This window comes from Clostridioides sp. ZZV15-6388, assembly GCF_020657755.1.
Classification (GTDB): domain Bacteria; phylum Bacillota; class Clostridia; order Peptostreptococcales; family Peptostreptococcaceae; genus Clostridioides.
Genome location: NZ_JAGWCU010000017.1, coordinates 33,065 through 50,340, shown reverse-complemented (window position 1 = coordinate 50,340; position 17,276 = coordinate 33,065). Strand labels below are relative to the sequence as shown.

General features: G+C 30.1%; 11 protein-coding genes. 10 read left to right on the top strand and 1 reads right to left on the bottom strand.

Features of this window, described 5'->3' with window-relative positions; all coding sequences use genetic code 11:
- Positions 1-215 precede the first annotated feature (215 nt).
- From KGF48_RS11825 to KGF48_RS11815, 3 genes are read left to right on the top strand one after another with little or no spacing between them, the layout of a single operon-like run.
- A complete protein-coding gene (locus tag KGF48_RS11825) occupies positions 216-671 on the top strand; it encodes an S-ribosylhomocysteine lyase (RefSeq protein WP_227828640.1) in 456 nt (151 codons plus the stop codon).
- Positions 661-1,386 carry a vitamin B12 dependent-methionine synthase activation domain-containing protein gene (locus KGF48_RS11820; protein WP_227839225.1) on the top strand — a complete coding sequence of 242 codons (726 nt, stop codon included), beginning with the start codon at positions 661-663 and terminating at the stop codon, positions 1,384-1,386. Before KGF48_RS11825 ends, KGF48_RS11820 begins: the two co-directional genes overlap by 11 nt.
- Positions 1,358-3,739, top strand: coding sequence for a homocysteine S-methyltransferase family protein (locus KGF48_RS11815; protein ID WP_227839226.1), 2,382 nt, complete (start codon positions 1,358-1,360; stop codon positions 3,737-3,739). Before KGF48_RS11820 ends, KGF48_RS11815 begins: the two co-directional genes overlap by 29 nt.
- A gap of 204 nt (positions 3,740-3,943) precedes the next feature.
- On the opposite strand, the gene KGF48_RS11810 is transcribed toward KGF48_RS11815, so the two are convergent.
- Positions 3,944-5,173 (bottom strand): aminopeptidase, encoded by a 1,230-nt coding sequence (locus tag KGF48_RS11810; RefSeq protein ID WP_227839227.1) that lies wholly within the window; start codon positions 5,171-5,173, stop codon positions 3,944-3,946.
- Between the two features lie 396 nt (positions 5,174-5,569).
- Between KGF48_RS11810 and KGF48_RS11805 the strand changes: the two genes are divergently transcribed.
- The 7 genes from KGF48_RS11805 (at position 5,570) to carB (KGF48_RS11775) (ending at position 17,257) form a co-directional block, all read left to right on the top strand.
- Positions 5,570-6,484: a nitroreductase family protein gene (locus KGF48_RS11805; RefSeq protein ID WP_227839228.1), complete on the top strand. Its 915-nt coding sequence runs from the start codon at positions 5,570-5,572 to the stop codon at positions 6,482-6,484.
- A 23-nt stretch (positions 6,485-6,507) separates the two neighbouring features.
- The gene (locus KGF48_RS11800) at positions 6,508-7,143 is read left to right on the top strand and encodes a DUF1847 domain-containing protein (RefSeq protein ID WP_227839229.1); all 636 of its coding nucleotides are present in this window, start codon (positions 6,508-6,510) and stop codon (positions 7,141-7,143) included.
- A gap of 375 nt (positions 7,144-7,518) precedes the next feature.
- Positions 7,519-8,235: an orotidine-5'-phosphate decarboxylase gene (gene pyrF, locus KGF48_RS11795; protein ID WP_227436407.1), complete on the top strand. Its 717-nt coding sequence runs from the start codon at positions 7,519-7,521 to the stop codon at positions 8,233-8,235.
- A 25-nt stretch (positions 8,236-8,260) separates the two neighbouring features.
- Positions 8,261-9,304: a glutamine-hydrolyzing carbamoyl-phosphate synthase small subunit gene (gene carA / locus KGF48_RS11790; RefSeq protein WP_227828646.1), complete on the top strand. Its 1,044-nt coding sequence runs from the start codon at positions 8,261-8,263 to the stop codon at positions 9,302-9,304.
- A 52-nt stretch (positions 9,305-9,356) separates the two neighbouring features.
- Positions 9,357-12,563 carry a carbamoyl-phosphate synthase large subunit gene (carB, locus tag KGF48_RS11785; RefSeq protein WP_227828647.1) on the top strand — a complete coding sequence of 1,069 codons (3,207 nt, stop codon included), beginning with the start codon at positions 9,357-9,359 and terminating at the stop codon, positions 12,561-12,563.
- A 257-nt stretch (positions 12,564-12,820) separates the two neighbouring features.
- Entirely contained in the window at positions 12,821-13,870 is a 1,050-nt protein-coding gene (carA, locus tag KGF48_RS11780) for a glutamine-hydrolyzing carbamoyl-phosphate synthase small subunit (protein ID WP_227839230.1), read from the top strand.
- A gap of 180 nt (positions 13,871-14,050) precedes the next feature.
- A complete protein-coding gene (gene carB / locus KGF48_RS11775; RefSeq protein ID WP_227839231.1) occupies positions 14,051-17,257 on the top strand; it encodes a carbamoyl-phosphate synthase large subunit in 3,207 nt (1,068 codons plus the stop codon).
- Positions 17,258-17,276 lie beyond the last annotated feature (19 nt).

Here is a 17,276-nt window from a genome sequence, read left to right as displayed (position 1 = left end):
GTAATATATAATTTAAGTCAGTTTAATAAGATACTTATCAAGAATTAGGGGAGAGAGTTAGCTCAGTGAACCTATACCAACCTTTTATTAGGTGGTCCTGCTAACAACGATGAGATGATTGGAAATAATATACTCTTCTTATCAATAGTGGATAGGGAGAGTTTTTTTATAGATTTAAAGTAATAAATTTTTAAGTGATAATGGAGGGTTCAAAAATGGAAAAAGTAGAAAGTTTTAAATTAGACCATACAAAAGTTAAAGCTCCTTTTGTGAGAAAGTGCAGTGTACTTGATGGAGTTAAAGGAGATAAAATAAGTAAATTTGACCTGAGATTTTTACAACCAAATGTAGAAAGCTTTGGAACTGCTGCTATGCATGGTTTAGAACATTTACTAGCAACTTATTTAAGAGAGACATTAGATGGTGTGATAGACTTATCTCCAATGGGATGCAGAACAGGATTTTATTTAATATTATGGGGAGATGTAGATGCTAAGACAGTTAAAGATGGTTTAGAAAAGGCATTAAAGAAAGTAATTGAATCTGATAAAATGCCAGCAGCTACAGCTTTAGAATGTGGAAATTATAGAGACTTATCTTTATTTGGAGCAAAAGAATATGCAAAAGATGTTTTAGATAAAGGATTTTCTCTTAATATATATGGAGAATAATTTAATTGAAAGAGAAAGTATAAGCATAAATCAAAGTGAAGTTTTAAGGTATTTACAATATAAAGGACAAGAAATAGATAAAGAACTTAAAGAAACTATTGATGAATGTATAGAAACAGCCAAAAACAAGATAAATCCTAGATATATATCTAGGATTTATCCTATCAAAATAAATAAAGATAAGATTGTAGAACTAGAGGGAACAAATTTAACTTTAAAGAGTAGGGATATATATGAACTTCTAAAAAACTGTGATGAATGTGTAATTATGGCAGCGACTTTGGGAATAGAAGTAGAAAAGGAAATAAAAAGATACTCTTACTCAGATTTAACAAAAGGACTAATAATTGATTCATGTGGAACAACAGCAATAGAAGAAGTATGTGATATTGTTCAAAACAATATAGAAAAGGTTTTTTCAGAACAAAACAAATTTATAACTATGCGATATAGCCCAGGATATGGGGACTTACCAATAGAGAAAAATATAGATATATTAAATGTTTTAAATGCTCAAAAACAAATAGGACTCACAATTACATCAAATGGGATTATGATACCAAGAAAATCAGTAGTAGCTATTATAGGCATTTCTAATTTGAAAATAGATAAATCAAAGAAAGAAAAATCGTGTGAAAATTGTAAAAACTACAGAAATTGTACATATAGAAAAGGAGCGAATTCTTGTGGAAATAAGACAATATCTAAAGGATAATATATTAATATTTGATGGTGCAATGGGAACAATGCTTCAACAAAAGGGGTTAAAAATAGGTGAAAATCCAGAAGTATTTGGTCTTCAAAATCCAGAAAAACTTATAGAGATACATACATCATATTTAGAGGCAGGCTCAAATGTAATTCTTACAAATACTTTTGGGTGTAATGAATTAAAATTAGATAGTGAATATACAGTAGAAAAAGTTATCGACAATGCCATTTTAGTGGCTAGAAAAGCTATAGAAAATGTAGATAACACTAAACCTAGATATGTAGCACTAGATATTGGTCCTATAGGAGAAATGTTAGAGCCTATGGGAACTTTAAGCTTTGACAGAGCATATGAGATATTTAAAAGACAAGTATTACAGGGTGTTAAATCTGGAGCTGATGTAATAGTAATAGAGACTATGATGGACTTATATGAAGCTAAAGCTGCTGTTTTAGCGGCTAAGGAGAATTCTGATTTACCTGTTTTCTGTACTATGACATTTGATGAGAGTGGGAGAAGTTTTACTGGATGTATGCCAGAAAGTATGGTTGCTACAATAGAAGGGCTGGGGGTTGACGCAATAGGAGTAAACTGTTCATTAGGTCCTAAACAACTCTTACCAATAGTAAAAAAAATCGTGTCAAGAGCTTCAATACCTGTAATGGTTCAAGCAAATGCAGGTTTACCAAATATAGTTGATGGAGAAGCTATATATGATGTTGATGCGAAGGAATTTTTTGAGGGAGTCAAAAAATTTGTTGAAGCTGGAGCAACTATAATAGGCGGATGTTGTGGCACAAATCCAAGCTTTATAAAAGAAATATCTGAAAATATAAGTTCTGTTAAAAAGGGAAGTACCAAAAAGATTGATAAGTGTGTAGTTTGTTCGCCATCAAAATTTGTTGAAGTAGAATCGCCTACAGTTGTCGGAGAAAGATTAAATCCAACAGGTAGAAAATCTTTACAAGAAGCTTTAAAAAATGAAAATTTAGATTATGCAATAAATTTAGGGCTAGAACAAGTAAGTGCTGGGGCACAAATATTAGGTGTGAATGTTGGTTTGCCAGAAATAGATGAAAAGAAATTAATGCCAAAGTTAATAAAAGAGATTCAAGCAGTAGTAGACACACCATTACAAGTCGATTCTTCCGATGTAGAGGCTTTAGAACAAGGTCTTAGATATTATAATGGTAGAACAATCGTAAACTCTGTAAACGGCAAAGAAGAGTCTTTAGAAAGTATATTACCAATAGTTAAAAAGTATGGTGCATGTGTGGTTGGTCTTGCATTAGACGAAAAAGGTATACCTAAAAAAGCTGAGGAAAGATTTGAAATAGCAAAAAAAATAGTTGATAGAGCAGTTTCTTATGGAATAAAACCAAAAGATATATTTATAGATTGTTTATCACTAACTGTTTCAGCTCAACAAGAGGAAGCAATAGAAACTATAAGAGCCATAACAATGGTTAAGACATTAGGGGTAAAAACTATACTAGGGGTTTCAAATATTTCATTTGGACTTCCAAATAGAAAAGCACTTAATGCCTCTTTTTTAACGCTAGCTTTAGGAGCAGGGCTTGACTTAGCAATTATAAATCCAAACGAATATAGCATGATGGAGGCTGTTAATTCTTTTAGAATCTTAAATAATACAGATAAAGGATGTATAAATTACATAAATCAATATAGCAATATAAATAATTCAAAACAGTCTGATTCCACTGTTAAAGCTAATAAAGATTTGTCACTAGATGTTTTAGTTGAAAGAGGATTCAAAGAAGAAGCCAAAAATGTAACATTGAATCTTTTAAAAGAGAAGGATGAAAATTATATATTAGATAAAATTTTAATTCCAGCTCTTGATAGAGTAGGAAAGAAATACGATAGTGGAGACATCTTTTTACCACAACTGATTCAATCAGCAGAAACAGTAAAAACTTCACTAAATACAATAAAAGAAACCTTACTAAGTAGAAATAGTGACAATGTATCTAAAGGAAAAATAATAGTTGCTACAGTAAAAGGGGATATTCATGATATTGGAAAAAATATAGTAAAAATAATGCTAGAGAATTATGGATATGAAGTTATAGACTTAGGAAAAGATGTTCCAATTGAAGAAGTAGTAGAGGTTGCTAAAAAAAGAAATATAAAGTTAGTGGGATTGAGTGCACTTATGACTACAACTGTTCAAAGTATGAAAGATACAATTCAAGCATTAAGAGATAATGAAATAAATGCAAAGGTATTTGTAGGTGGTGCAGTTTTGACAGAGGAATATGCTGAGGAAATGGGAGCTGACTATTATTCAAAAGATGCAAAATCTGCTGTTGAGATAGCAAAGTTAAATTTTTAGCATGGAAATTAAAATAAAGGTTTTACTAAACAGGATATTTTATATATAATATAAATATAAGTTTTAGAAACTTATGTCCAAAATAATAGGAATTAATCTATAATAATGAGATTAATTAATATAAAAAAATATTTATCATCAACATTAAAAAGGGCTGGGAAGTCTGGTATAACTTCCGTCAGCCCTTTTTAGTATAAAAATAAGTTAAAAAGCCCAATTGCCATTTTTAAAAATCTGTATATGTTTTCCATCATGAGTTTCTCCAACAATATCCATATCTGAAGAGCCAACCATAAAGTCAACATGTGTTAGACTATCATTTACTCCATGTTCATCCAATTCTTCATCCTTCAAATCATTTCCACCATCTAAGCAAGTCTTATAAGCAGACCCAATTGCAAAGTGGCAAGAAGCATTTTCATCATATAAAGTATTATAAAAAATAATATTTGTATCAGATATTGGAGAGTTATATGGAACAAGAGCAACCTCTCCTAGATAATGAGAACCTTCATCTGTTTCAATAAGTTTCTTTAATGTTTCTAATCCCTTTTCAGCAGAGAAATCTACTATTTTACCATCTTTGAATGTCAAAAAGAAATTATCAATTATATTTCCTCCATAAACAAGAGGTTTAGTGCTGTAAACAGTTCCATTGACTTTAAACTTGTGTGGCATTCCAAAAATCTCTTCAGTTGGAATGTTAGGATTAAAGCTTACTCCATTAGGGTCTTTAGATGCTCCACTCAACCAAATATGACCTTTTGGTAAATCCAAAGTTAAATTAGTTTTTGAAGATTTATACTTTAAAGTTTTGAAATTACTTTCATTTAAAAAATCCATTTTAGACTTTAGATTTTCATTATGTTCTTTCCATGCTTTTATAGGGTCTTGTCCATCAACTCTTGAACACTTAAATATGGCATCCCATAACTTATCTACTGCTTCGTTTTCTGATAAATTTGGAAATACTTTTTTTGCCCAATCTTTTGTTGGTACAGAAACTATACTCCATTTACATTTATCTGTTAGCGTATAAGAACGCCACTCTTTTAAAGCCTTTCCAGAAGCTTTTTGAAAGTTAGCAACTTTCTCAGGGTCAACATCTTTTAATAAATCAGGGTTTTGAGCATATACTGATAAAAATGCTCCACCTTCTTTAGCTATGTCTACATATTGATCTGCTGTCCATTTTGGAAACTCATGAAATGCTTCGTCTGGTGCATATAAATATTTAATAAGAGTACTTTCTTCATCAGACCATTCTATATATACATTTTTAGCACCATATTTATATGCTTCCTTTAGTGCACTTCTTGCAAAATCAGCACATTCAATTGGTGATTTTATAAGTAAAGTTTGACCTGGTTGTATGTTAACTCCGACCTTAATTGCTAACTCAGCATATTTTTCTAAATTTTTATTAAAATCCATATCATTCCTCCTGTATTTTTAATATTAAATAACTTATAAAATATTATATCATTAAATAACTTATAAAATATTAATATCATTACTTAGATTTTGGGTCATATTTAAAATATTTATACTCAATAGATTGAGAAATAAAAAACACTTATTTTAATTAAAATAGATTGTTTAAATATATAATTGCAACTAAGACGTTATTTTTTGTTGATAATAGTATTAAAGTAGAAATAAAAATACTTTTTTAGTGAAAAGCTATACAAGAATACCGAAAAAAACTTATAATATAATAATGAGATAGATATTTATAATGAAATAAAAAATTTTCTGGCAAAGCTTATATATGTTTAAATATAGTAGTTTATATATTATGAACAGAAGATTTCAGTTAGGAGGGCATAAATGGAGCTTTATGAAGCCATTTTTTATAGAAAATCTGTAAGAAATTTTTCCAGTACAAAACTAAAAAAGCCATTAATGGAAGAAATAAAAAGAAGTTGTAAAAATTTAGAATACTTAAATGAAGATTTAAATATTAAAGCACATGTTGTTGATAGAGGTCATATAATACACTTTTTAATGGGTAAAGAGTGTAAAGTAAAAGCACCTCATTATATAGTAGTCACATCAGATAAAGGAAAAGACTATCTACAAAATATAGGTTTTGCCACTGAAGGTATAGTCTTACGTCTTACAACGTTAGGAGTAGCTACTTGTTGGTTGGAGTCGACATTAAAAAGAGAAGATATCTTGGAATTTGTAGATATTGGCAACAAAGACCCAAGAGAAGATGAAGAAGACGATTTAGATTATTTAGCTGGAATAAAAACGGAAGAAGAAGATGAAAACAAAATAGAGAATCCATATATAATAATAGCTTTTGGATATCCGGCAAAAAATGAAGATTTATTTAGGACAAGATACGCTAGGCCTGATAGAAAACCAGTAAAAGATATCATAAATAAAATAAATAGAAATAGGAAATGGAAAGAAATATTAGAATTTACAAGAAGAGCTCCATCTGTGAAAAACTCTCAACCTTGGTATTTTCATAAAGATGAACGAGGTCTTCATCTATTTGAAAAGAAACCTAAGAAACATTGTGAAGATATGAATAAGGTTAGCTTAGGAGTAGGCTTAAGACATTTTGATATAGCATGTATAAAAAATAAAATAGATGTTTCATATGAAAAACTTCCTATAAAGAATAGAATAGGAAAGTCATATTTTATAACTGTAGTTGAACATGTAAAATCAGAAGAAGAAACTCAAGATGAAAATTTAAGTTTGGAAAAAGAAGAATCACAAAATGAATAAAATTTTGAGAGGGGATAGTATGTATGTATAAGTGTGGGAAATGTAATCTTAGAGGCTGTTCAGATGGAGATATGGATAAGCTAATGAAGATATGTCCAACTAGAGAAGTTGAGTTACAAGAAAAGGCAAAAAAACTTTATGAAGATGAAGAAAATAGAAAAATAGCTTATAATGCTGGATTAATTGAAACAGAGGGATACTGTCAATATACTAGGTTAAAAGAGATTATAGAGTTTGCTAAAAAATGTGACTATAAAAAAATTGGTATAGCGTTTTGTATTGGTTTAAAAAGAGAAATGCAAACAGTACAAAAGGTATTTGAACATCATGGATTTGAAGTGTTTTCTGTGATATGTAAAAATGGAGCAATGCCTAAAAGTACAGTTGGATTAGAAGCATCTCAAACGATATCAAAGTGTGCAGATGAAATAATGTGTAATCCAATAGGGCAGGCTTTGTTTTTAAATGAAGCTAAAGTTGACCTTAATATAATTCTTGGACTATGTGTTGGACATGATACATTAGCTATGAAATATATGGAAGCTCCTATAACAACTCTAATTGTCAAAGATAGAGTAACTGGGCATAATCCAGCTGCTGCGATATATAATGCAGAGTCTTATTTTGAAAAAAAATTGTTTGATAAAGATAAAGAATAATTCAAAGACTTATTGACATAAAAAGCAATTAGTGGTTTAATTATAAAAAAGATGAAACTTTAAAATATCCTTAAGATACATAAAGTTATATAAATAAAGAAAAATATTACAGCTAAATTCCTTAAATTAGTCCAGAGAGACTAAAGGGTTATAGATAGTGTTAATATATAACCTCTAGTAAATCTTCTAGAGGTTTTTGATGAGTATAAAATAAAAATTTAAATATAATAAAGTCTTTTAAACTAGTCCAGAGAGACTGGGAAAGATATCTCATAGCTAATGAATAGAGTTATGTATAGATAAAATCCTTGTGCCTCTTTTGGTGTGAGGATTTTTTTATGAGGATTTAGGCTTTATTAAAAAGGAGATGTAAAAATGATAAATGGTAAAGAGAAGCTAATAGTTGCAATTGATACTGACGAATTTGATAAAGCTAAAGAACTAATAGACAAATTAGAAGATAGTGTAGATATATTTAAAGTAGGACTAGAACAATATGTGGCTACAAAAGGAAAGACTATAGACTATTTAAAAGAAAAAGGTAAAAAAATATTTCTAGACCTTAAATTCCATGATATTCCAAATACTATGAAAAGTGCAGTAAGAGCTGCAGTAAGAGATAATGTTTGGTTAATGACAATACATGTATCAGACATGGAAGGGATGAGACAATGTGCACTAGTTGCTAAAGAAGAAGCAGAGAGATTAAATATAGAAAAACCTTTGGTGGTTGGAGTAACGGTTTTAACTTCATTAAGCAACCAAGACTTACAAGATATAGGATGTAATATGACAACAGAAGAATTGGCTATAAAGAGAGCTAAATTAGCAAAAGAATCAGGAATAGATGGAGTTGTTTGCTCAGCTCAAGAAGTAGATAAGATAGTAGAAGCGTGTGGAACTGATTTTATAACAGTTTGCCCAGGGATAAGACCTAAGTCAGCAGAAGTTGGAGACCAAAAAAGAGTTGTTACTCCATCAGATGCAATAAAAAGAGGAGCTCATTATTTAGTTGTTGGAAGACCTATAACAAAAGCAGAAAGTCCAAGAGAATCAGCTATTAATATTGTAAAAGAAATAGAAAATGCTTAGATAAAACATTTGGGAGGTAGCTTATATGAAGGGGAAATTAATTTTAGAAGATGGAACAGTATTTGAAGGAAAAGCATTTGGATATTTAAAGGAAGCTGTTGGTGAAGTTGTGTTTAATACTTCAATGGCAGGATATGGTGAACTACTGACAGATGCAACTTATTATGGACAAATAGTGACAATGACATATCCACTTATAGGGAACTACGGAATAAATTTAGAAGATGTTGAATCAAATAAAGTGCAAGTAAAAGGACTTATAGTAAGAGAAAAAAGTGACAACCCAAATAATTTTAGATGTGAAATGGATATAGACACATATCTAAAGCAAAATAAAGTAATTGGACTTGAAGGAATAGATACAAGAGCATTGACTAAGATTATTAGAAATAATGGAACAAAAAGAGGTATTATAACTTTAGAAAATGTATCATTACAAGAAGTTCAGTCTAAATTGACGGAGTGTTGCAATAAAGATTCAGTTAAAAGTGTTACAAGAAAAGAAATTGAAAATATTAAAGGGACTGGTGCTAAAGTTGTAGTTGTAGACTTTGGTGTTAAAAATAGTATATTAGATTCACTGAAAGCTTGTAACTGCGACATAACAGTAGTACCAGCAATGACTACTTCAGAAGAAATTTTAAGAATAAACCCTGACTTGATATTATTATCTAATGGGCCAGGTAATCCAGAAGATATAAATGATATAGTTGAAAATATAAAGAAATTAGTAGGCAAAAAACCACTAGCAGGAATCGGTTTAGGACATCAAATTTTGGCATTAGCATTAGGTGGAAAAACTTCAAAACTTGCATTTGGACATAGAGGAGGAAATCATCCAGTTAAATGTTTAGAAACAGGAAAAGTATTTATAACTTCTCAAAATCATGGATACAATGTTTCAGAGATGCCAGAAAATACAGAGATAACTCATGTAAATTTAAATGACAATACTATAGAAGGAATGAGACATAAGGAATTACCAATATATAGTGTTCAGTACATTCCAGAATACACAACAAAAGAAGATTTAGATTGTATATTTAATAAATTCTTAGCATTAATATAGATTTAGTATTATTTACAGATAGTAAAAACCATTTAGATAAGGAGAAAAATTTATGCCTAAATTAGATAGTATAAAGAAAACTTTAGTATTAGGGTCAGGACCAATAATAATAGGTCAAGCGGCAGAATTTGACTATTCAGGAACTCAAGCATGTCAATCTTTAAAAGAAGAAGGAATTGAAGTTGTATTAATAAATAGTAATCCAGCTACAATAATGACTGATAAAGAAGTGGCAGATAAAATATATATAGAACCATTAACAATAGAATTTATAGAAAAAATAATTGAAAAAGAAAGACCAGATAGTTTACTTGCAGGTATGGGTGGACAAACAGGATTAAACTTAGCAGTTGAGCTTTATGAAAAAGGCATACTAGATAAATACGGAGTAAAAATAATAGGTACTTCAGTAGAATCTATCAAAAAAGGTGAAGATAGAGATATATTTAGAGATGTAATGAAAGAAATAAATCAACCTGTAATAGTTAGTGATATAGTTACAGAGTTACAAGCAGGTCTTGATTATGCACTTACAATAGGGTATCCAGTAGTTGTAAGACCAGCATACACATTAGGTGGAACTGGTGGAGGTATAGCTGATACAGAGGAAGAATTAAGAGAGATACTTTCACATGGATTGCAATTAAGCCCAGTTGGACAAGTATTAATTGAAAAAAGTATAAAAGGTTGGAAAGAAATAGAATATGAAGTAATAAGAGATTCAAAAGGAAACTGTATAGTTGTATGTAACATGGAAAATATAGACCCAGTTGGAGTTCATACAGGAGATAGTATAGTAGTTGCTCCAACACAAACTTTAAGCAATAAAGAATGTGCGATGCTTAAAAAAGCATCTTTAGATATATTAAATGCAGTAGAAGTTCAAGGTGGGTGTAATGTTCAGTTTGCATTAAACCCACATAGTTTTGAATATGCAGTTATAGAGATAAATCCAAGAGTTAGTAGATCATCAGCACTAGCATCAAAAGCCACAGGATATCCAATAGCCAAAGTTTCATCAAAAATAGCTTTAGGATATACTTTGGATGAAATAGAAAATGCAGTAACTAAAAAAACTTATGCTTGTTTTGAGCCAACTATAGACTATGTAGTGGCTAAGATACCAAAATGGCCATTTGATAAATTTAAAAAGGCAAATAGAAAATTAGGAACTAAGATGATGGCAACTGGTGAAATAATGAGTATAGGAAGTAACTTTGAAGCTGCTATTCTTAAGGGAATAAGATCACTTGAAACAGGAAAATATTCATTAGTTCATGCACCATCAGAAGAGAGAAGTATTGAAGCGTTAAAGAAAAGAGTTGTAGTACCTGATGATGAAAGACTATTTGATTTAGCTGAAATGATAAGAAGAGGCTATAAAGTAGAAATGATAGAGCAAATCACAGGAATAGACAAGTGGTTTATAAATAAATTTAAATGGATAGTTGAACAAGAAGAAAAATTAAAAGTTATGAAGATTGAAGACTTAACTAAAGATTATCTTCTTGAGTTAAAGAAAAAAGGATTCTCTGATAAAGGTATATCTGATTTAATGAAGATAAGCCCAGAAAAATTATATGAATTAAGAAGTCTATATAACATAAAACCAGCATACAAAATGGTCGATACATGTGCGGGAGAAATAGATGCTATATCTCCATATTACTACTCAACTTATGAGCAATATGATGAAGTAGTTGTTAGTGATAAGAAAAAAGTAATAGTGTTAGGCTCTGGCCCAATAAGAATAGGTCAAGGTATAGAATTTGATTATTGTTCAGTTCACTGTGTAAAATCTTTAAGAAAGATGGATATAGAAACTATAATCATAAACAATAATCCTGAGACAGTAAGTACAGATTTTGATACATCAGATAAACTATATTTTGAACCATTAACAGAAGAAGAAGTTTTAAGTATAATTGAAAAAGAAAAACCAGAAGGTGTAATACTACAATTTGGAGGACAAACAGCTATAAAACTAGCTAAGTTCTTACATGAGAAAAATATACCTATATTGGGAACGGACTTTGATGATATAGATGCAGCAGAAGACAGAGAAAAATTTGATGAATTATTAGAGAGATTAGATATAAATAGACCAAAAGGAAAAGGTGTATGGTCACTTAATGAAGGTATTGAAGTTGCTAATGAATTAGGTTATCCAGTATTAGTTAGACCATCTTATGTACTTGGTGGTCAAGGTATGGAAATAACTTACAATGAAGAAAAATTATCTCAATACCTACAGGATGCATTTGATAGAGACCATAAAAATCCAGTACTTATAGATAAATATCTAACTGGTAGAGAAATAGAAGTAGATGCTATATGTGATAAAGAAGATATATTAATACCTGGAATAATGGAACACTTAGAAAGAGCTGGGGTTCACTCTGGAGATAGTACAACAATGTATCCAAGCCAAAATATATCTGATAAGATAAAGGAAAAGATAGTAGAATACACTAAAAAAATAGCTTTAGACCTTAATGTACTTGGTATGGTTAATATACAATTTATAGAATTCCAAAATGAATTATATATAATTGAGGTTAACCCTAGAGCCAGTAGAACAGTCCCATATATAAGTAAAGTGAGTGGGGTACCAATAGTTGACCTAGCTACAAAATGTATGTTAGGAGCTAAATTAAAGGATTTAGGATATGGTACAGGGGTTTATAAAGAGCCTAAACTAGTATCAGTAAAAGTTCCAGTATTCTCAATGTCTAAATTAGCTAAAGTTGAAGTAAGTCTTGGACCTGAAATGAAATCTACAGGAGAAGTTTTAGGTGTAGGAGAAAACCTAGAAGAAGCCTTATATAAAGGATTCTTAGCAGCAGGTAGACATATGTCCGATGAAAGAGGAGTAGTGCTTGCTACTGTCAATAATAACGATAAAGATGAGTTTATAGCAATAGCAAAAGATATGAAAGAGTTAGGATATACTTTTGTTGCAACAGAAGGTACAGCTAAGAGTCTAAGAGAAAATGGAATAGAAGCTGATATAGTAAACAGAGTGGAAGAATCTAGACCAAACATACTAGATGCTATAAGAAATAAACAAGTTGATATAGTAATAAATACACCTACTAAAGGCAATGACTCAACAAGAGATGGATTTAAAATAAGAAGAACAGCTATTGAATTCTCTACTGAAATAATGACATCTTTAGATACATTAAAAGCCTTAGTAGAGGTTAAGAAAAAACACCTAAACAAAGATAAGTTAAAAGTTTACAATATAGCTGAATAGAAATTAAGTTGATTGTATAGTTTAAGAATTTAATCATTAAATTAAAAAGAAGAAGTTATTTTTTCTAGGAGTTTTTACTTTTGAGATAACTTCTTTTTTTTAAGAAATTTGTAGTATAATAGAAAAAGATAAAAAATAAATGCAAATGAGTATAAAACTAGAATGTAAAAGTGAAAAATATATATAGATATTTAAAAGATTATATTTAGTTAATGTTCTTTAGTTTGCCTAAAGAGAATTATAGGAGGTACTGTAATATGAAAGCAAGGTTAATATTAGAAGATGGGACAGTTTTTATAGGAAAAGCATTTGGATATTTAGAAGAAAGTGTAGGAGAAGTAGTATTTAATACTTCAATGATAGGATATGGTGAAGTTTTAACAGACCCTTCTTACTATGGTCAAATAGTTACTATGACTTATCCTCTTATAGGAAATTATGGTATAAATTTATCATCAGCAGAATCTGAAAAAGTGCAAGTGAAAGGATTTATAGTAAGAGAAAAAAGTGATTCTCCAAGTAATTTTAGATGTGAAATTGATATAGACCAATATTTAAAGCAAAATAAAGTGATAGGACTAGAAGGAATAGATACAAGAGCTTTAACTAAGATACTTAGAAATAATGGGACAATGAAAGGTATAATTACATTAGAAGATAGTAAATTAGAAGATGTTAAACATAAATTAGATAAGTTTTCAAATACAGAAGCAGTTAGAACGGTTACAAGAAAAGAAGTAGAGCATATAGAAGGAAATGGTCCAAAAGTAGCTGTTATGGATTTTGGAGTTAAAAGAAACATCTTAAGATCATTTATAGCTCGTGGATGCGATATAACAATATTCCCAGCTACAACATCTCCAGAAGATGTATTAAGTATAAATCCTGATTTAATATTTTTATCAAATGGGCCTGGAGACCCAGAGGATTTAGAAGATATTATAGAAAATATAAAAGTTCTAATTGGTAAAAAGCCTATAGTTGGAATATGCTTAGGACATCAGCTTTTAGCCCTAGCTCTTGGCGGAAAAACTGCGAAACTTAAATTTGGACATAGAGGCGGAAATCATCCAGTTAAAGATTTAGAAGAGGGAAAAGTATTTATAACTTCTCAAAATCATGGATATTATGTTTCAGAAGTTCCTGAACAAATGAAAGTGACACATATAAATTTAAACGATAATACTGTTGAAGGAATGAGACATGAGAAGCTAGATGTATACAGTGTTCAATACCACCCTGAAGCTTGTCCAGGGCCAAAAGACAATGACTATATTTTCGATAAGTTTTTAGAGTTTGTAAAATAAATAATATCAGAATATATAACTAAAAAATAAGACTAACTTAAATCAAAAAAAGTATTGGTTTAATTAATATAGATATAATAAATAAACTCAAATTTAAAGATGAAATAAAGTAATTAAAATTGATTGTATAGATTATGAAGATAAAAACTGTGAAAATTGTTTAGATAAGGAGAAAGAGTTATGCCTAAATTAGATAGTATAAAGAAAACTTTAGTATTAGGGTCAGGGCCAATAATAATAGGTCAAGCAGCAGAATTTGACTATTCAGGAACACAGGCCTGCCAAGCACTAAAAGAAGAGGGAATAGAAGTTGTATTAGTAAATAGTAATCCAGCTACAATAATGACTGATAAAGAAATTGCAGATAAAATATATATAGAACCATTAACAATAGAATTTATAGAAAAAATAATTGAAAAAGAAAGACCAGATAGTTTACTTGCAGGTATGGGTGGTCAAACAGGACTAAACTTGGCTGTAGAATTACATGATGCTGGTATACTAGATAAATATAATGTAAAAGTTATAGGTACGTCTATAGAGTCTATAAAAAAGGGTGAGGATAGAGATTTATTTAGAGAAGTAATGAAAGAAATAAATCAACCTGTAATAGTTAGTGATATAGTTACAAATTTAGAAGCAGGTCTTGAATTTGCAAATAAAATAGGATATCCAGTGGTTGTAAGACCAGCATACACATTAGGTGGAACTGGTGGAGGTATAGCTGATACAGAGGAAGAATTAAGAGAGATACTTTCACATGGATTGCAATTAAGTCCAGTAGGTCAAGTTCTTCTTGAAAAGAGTATAAAAGGTTGGAAAGAAATAGAATATGAAGTAATGAGAGACGGAAATGGAAACTGTATAACTGTATGTAACATGGAAAATGTAGACCCAGTTGGAGTTCATACAGGAGATAGTATAGTTGTTGCTCCAAGTCAAACTTTAAGTGATGAAGAATACCAACTACTTAGAAAAGCATCAATAGATATAATAAATGCAATAGAAGTTCAAGGTGGATGTAATGTTCAAATAGCTTTAAATCCACACAGCTTAGAATATGCAATAATAGAAATAAATCCAAGAGTTAGTAGATCATCAGCACTAGCATCAAAAGCTACAGGATATCCAATAGCAAAAGTGGCAGCTAAAATAGCTTTAGGATATACTTTGGATGAAATAGAAAATGCGGTAACTAAAAAAACTTATGCTTGTTTTGAGCCAACTTTAGATTATGTGGTAGTAAAAATACCAAAGTGGCCATTTGATAAATTTAAAAAGGCAAATAGAAAATTAGGAACTAAGATGATGGCAACTGGTGAAATAATGAGTATAGGAAGTAACTTTGAAGCTGCCATTCTTAAGGGAATAAGATCACTTGAAACAGGAAAATATTCATTAGTTCATGCCCCATCAGAAGGTAGAACGTTAGAAGAGTTAAAGAAAAGAGTTGTAGTGCCTGATGATGAAAGATTGTTTGACTTAGCTGAAATGATAAGAAGAGGCTATAAAGTAGAAATGATAGAAGAAATCACTGGTGTTGATAAGTGGTTTATAAATAAATTTAAATGGATAGTTGAGCAAGAAGAAAAATTAAAAGGTCTTAAAATAGAAGATTTAGATAAGGAATACTTACATGAATTAAAGAAAAAAGGATTCTCTGATAAGGGTATATCTGACTTAATGAAGATTAGCCCAGAAAAATTATATGAACTAAGAAGTCTATATAATATACAACCAGTTTATAAAATGGTTGATACATGTGGAGGAGAATTTGAAGCTCTATCTCCATATTATTACTCAACTTATGAGCAATATGATGAAGTAGTTGTAAGTGATAAGAGAAAAGTGGTAGTATTGGGTTCTGGACCAATAAGAATAGGTCAAGGTATAGAGTTTGACTATTGTTCAGTTCACTGTGTAAAATCTTTAAGAAAAATGGGTATAGAAACTATAATTGTAAACAATAACCCTGAAACAGTAAGTACAGATTTTGATACATCAGATAAACTATATTTTGAACCATTAACAGAAGAAGAAGTTTTAAATATAATTGAAAAAGAAAAACCAGAAGGTGTAATACTACAATTTGGAGGACAAACAGCTATAAAACTAGCTAAGTTCTTACATGAGAAAAAAATACCTATATTGGGAACTGATTTTGATGATATAGATGCAGCAGAAGACAGAGAAAAATTTGACGACTTATTAGAGAGATTAGATATAAATAGACCAAAAGGAAAAGGCGTATGGACAACTAATGAAGGTATTGAAGTTGCTAATGAATTAGGTTATCCAGTATTAGTTAGACCATCTTATGTACTTGGTGGCCAAGGTATGGAAATAACTTACAACGAGGAAAAATTAACTCAGTATTTAGATGATGCTTTTGCTAGAGACCATAAAAATCCAGTACTTATAGACAAGTATTTAACTGGTAGAGAAATAGAAGTAGATGCTATATGTGATAAAGAAGATATATTAATACCTGGAATAATGGAACATTTAGAAAGAGCTGGAGTTCACTCTGGAGATAGTACGACAATGTATCCAAGCCAAAATATATCTGATAAGATAAAAGATAAAATTCTAGAATATACTAAAAAAATAGCTTTAGACCTTAATGTACTTGGTATGGTTAATATACAATTTATAGAATTCCAAAATGAATTATATATAATTGAGGTTAACCCTAGAGCCAGTAGAACAGTCCCATATATAAGTAAAGTGAGTGGAGTACCAATAGTTGACTTAGCTACAAAATGTATGCTAGGAGCTAAATTAAAGGATTTAGGATATGGTACAGGAGTTTATAAAGAGCCTAAACTAGTATCAGTAAAAGTTCCAGTATTCTCAATGTCTAAATTAGCTAAAGTTGAAGTAAGTCTTGGACCTGAAATGAAATCTACAGGAGAAGTTTTAGGTGTAGGAGAAAACCTAGAAGAAGCCTTATATAAAGGATTCTTAGCAGCAGGTAGACATATGTCTGATGAAAGAGGAGTAGTGCTTGCTACTGTCAATAATAACGATAAAGATGAATTTATAGCAATAGCAAAAGATATGAAAGAGTTAGGATATACTTTTGTTGCAACAGAAGGTACAGCTAAGAGTCTAAGAGAAAATGGAATAGAGGCTGATATAGTAAACAGAGTTGAAGAGCCTAGACCAAACATACTAGATGCTATAAGAAATAAACAAGTTGATATAGTAATAAATACACCTACTAAAGGTAATGACTCAACAAGAGATGGATTTAAAATGAGAAGAACAGCTATTGAATTCTCTACTGAAATAATGACATCTTTAGATACATTAAAAGCCTTAGTAGAGGTTAAGAAAAAGCATATAAACAAAGATAAATTAAAAGTTTATAATATAGCGGAATAAAAAAATAAACTAATATTTA

Coding starts and splice junctions, on each gene's coding strand:
- KGF48_RS11825 (WP_227828640.1), top strand. CDS start 216: ATGGAAAAAGTAGAAAGTTTTAAATTAGACCATACAAAAGTTAAAGCT.
- KGF48_RS11820 (WP_227839225.1), top strand. CDS start 661: ATGGAGAATAATTTAATTGAAAGAGAAAGTATAAGCATAAATCAAAGT.
- KGF48_RS11810 (WP_227839227.1), bottom strand. CDS start 5,173: ATGGATTTTAATAAAAATTTAGAAAAATATGCTGAGTTAGCAATTAAG.
- KGF48_RS11805 (WP_227839228.1), top strand. CDS start 5,570: ATGGAGCTTTATGAAGCCATTTTTTATAGAAAATCTGTAAGAAATTTT.
- KGF48_RS11800 (WP_227839229.1), top strand. CDS start 6,508: ATGTATAAGTGTGGGAAATGTAATCTTAGAGGCTGTTCAGATGGAGAT.
- pyrF (WP_227436407.1), top strand. CDS start 7,519: ATGATAAATGGTAAAGAGAAGCTAATAGTTGCAATTGATACTGACGAA.
- carA (WP_227828646.1), top strand. CDS start 8,261: ATGAAGGGGAAATTAATTTTAGAAGATGGAACAGTATTTGAAGGAAAA.
- carB (WP_227828647.1), top strand. CDS start 9,357: ATGCCTAAATTAGATAGTATAAAGAAAACTTTAGTATTAGGGTCAGGA.
- carA (WP_227839230.1), top strand. CDS start 12,821: ATGAAAGCAAGGTTAATATTAGAAGATGGGACAGTTTTTATAGGAAAA.
- carB (WP_227839231.1), top strand. CDS start 14,051: ATGCCTAAATTAGATAGTATAAAGAAAACTTTAGTATTAGGGTCAGGG.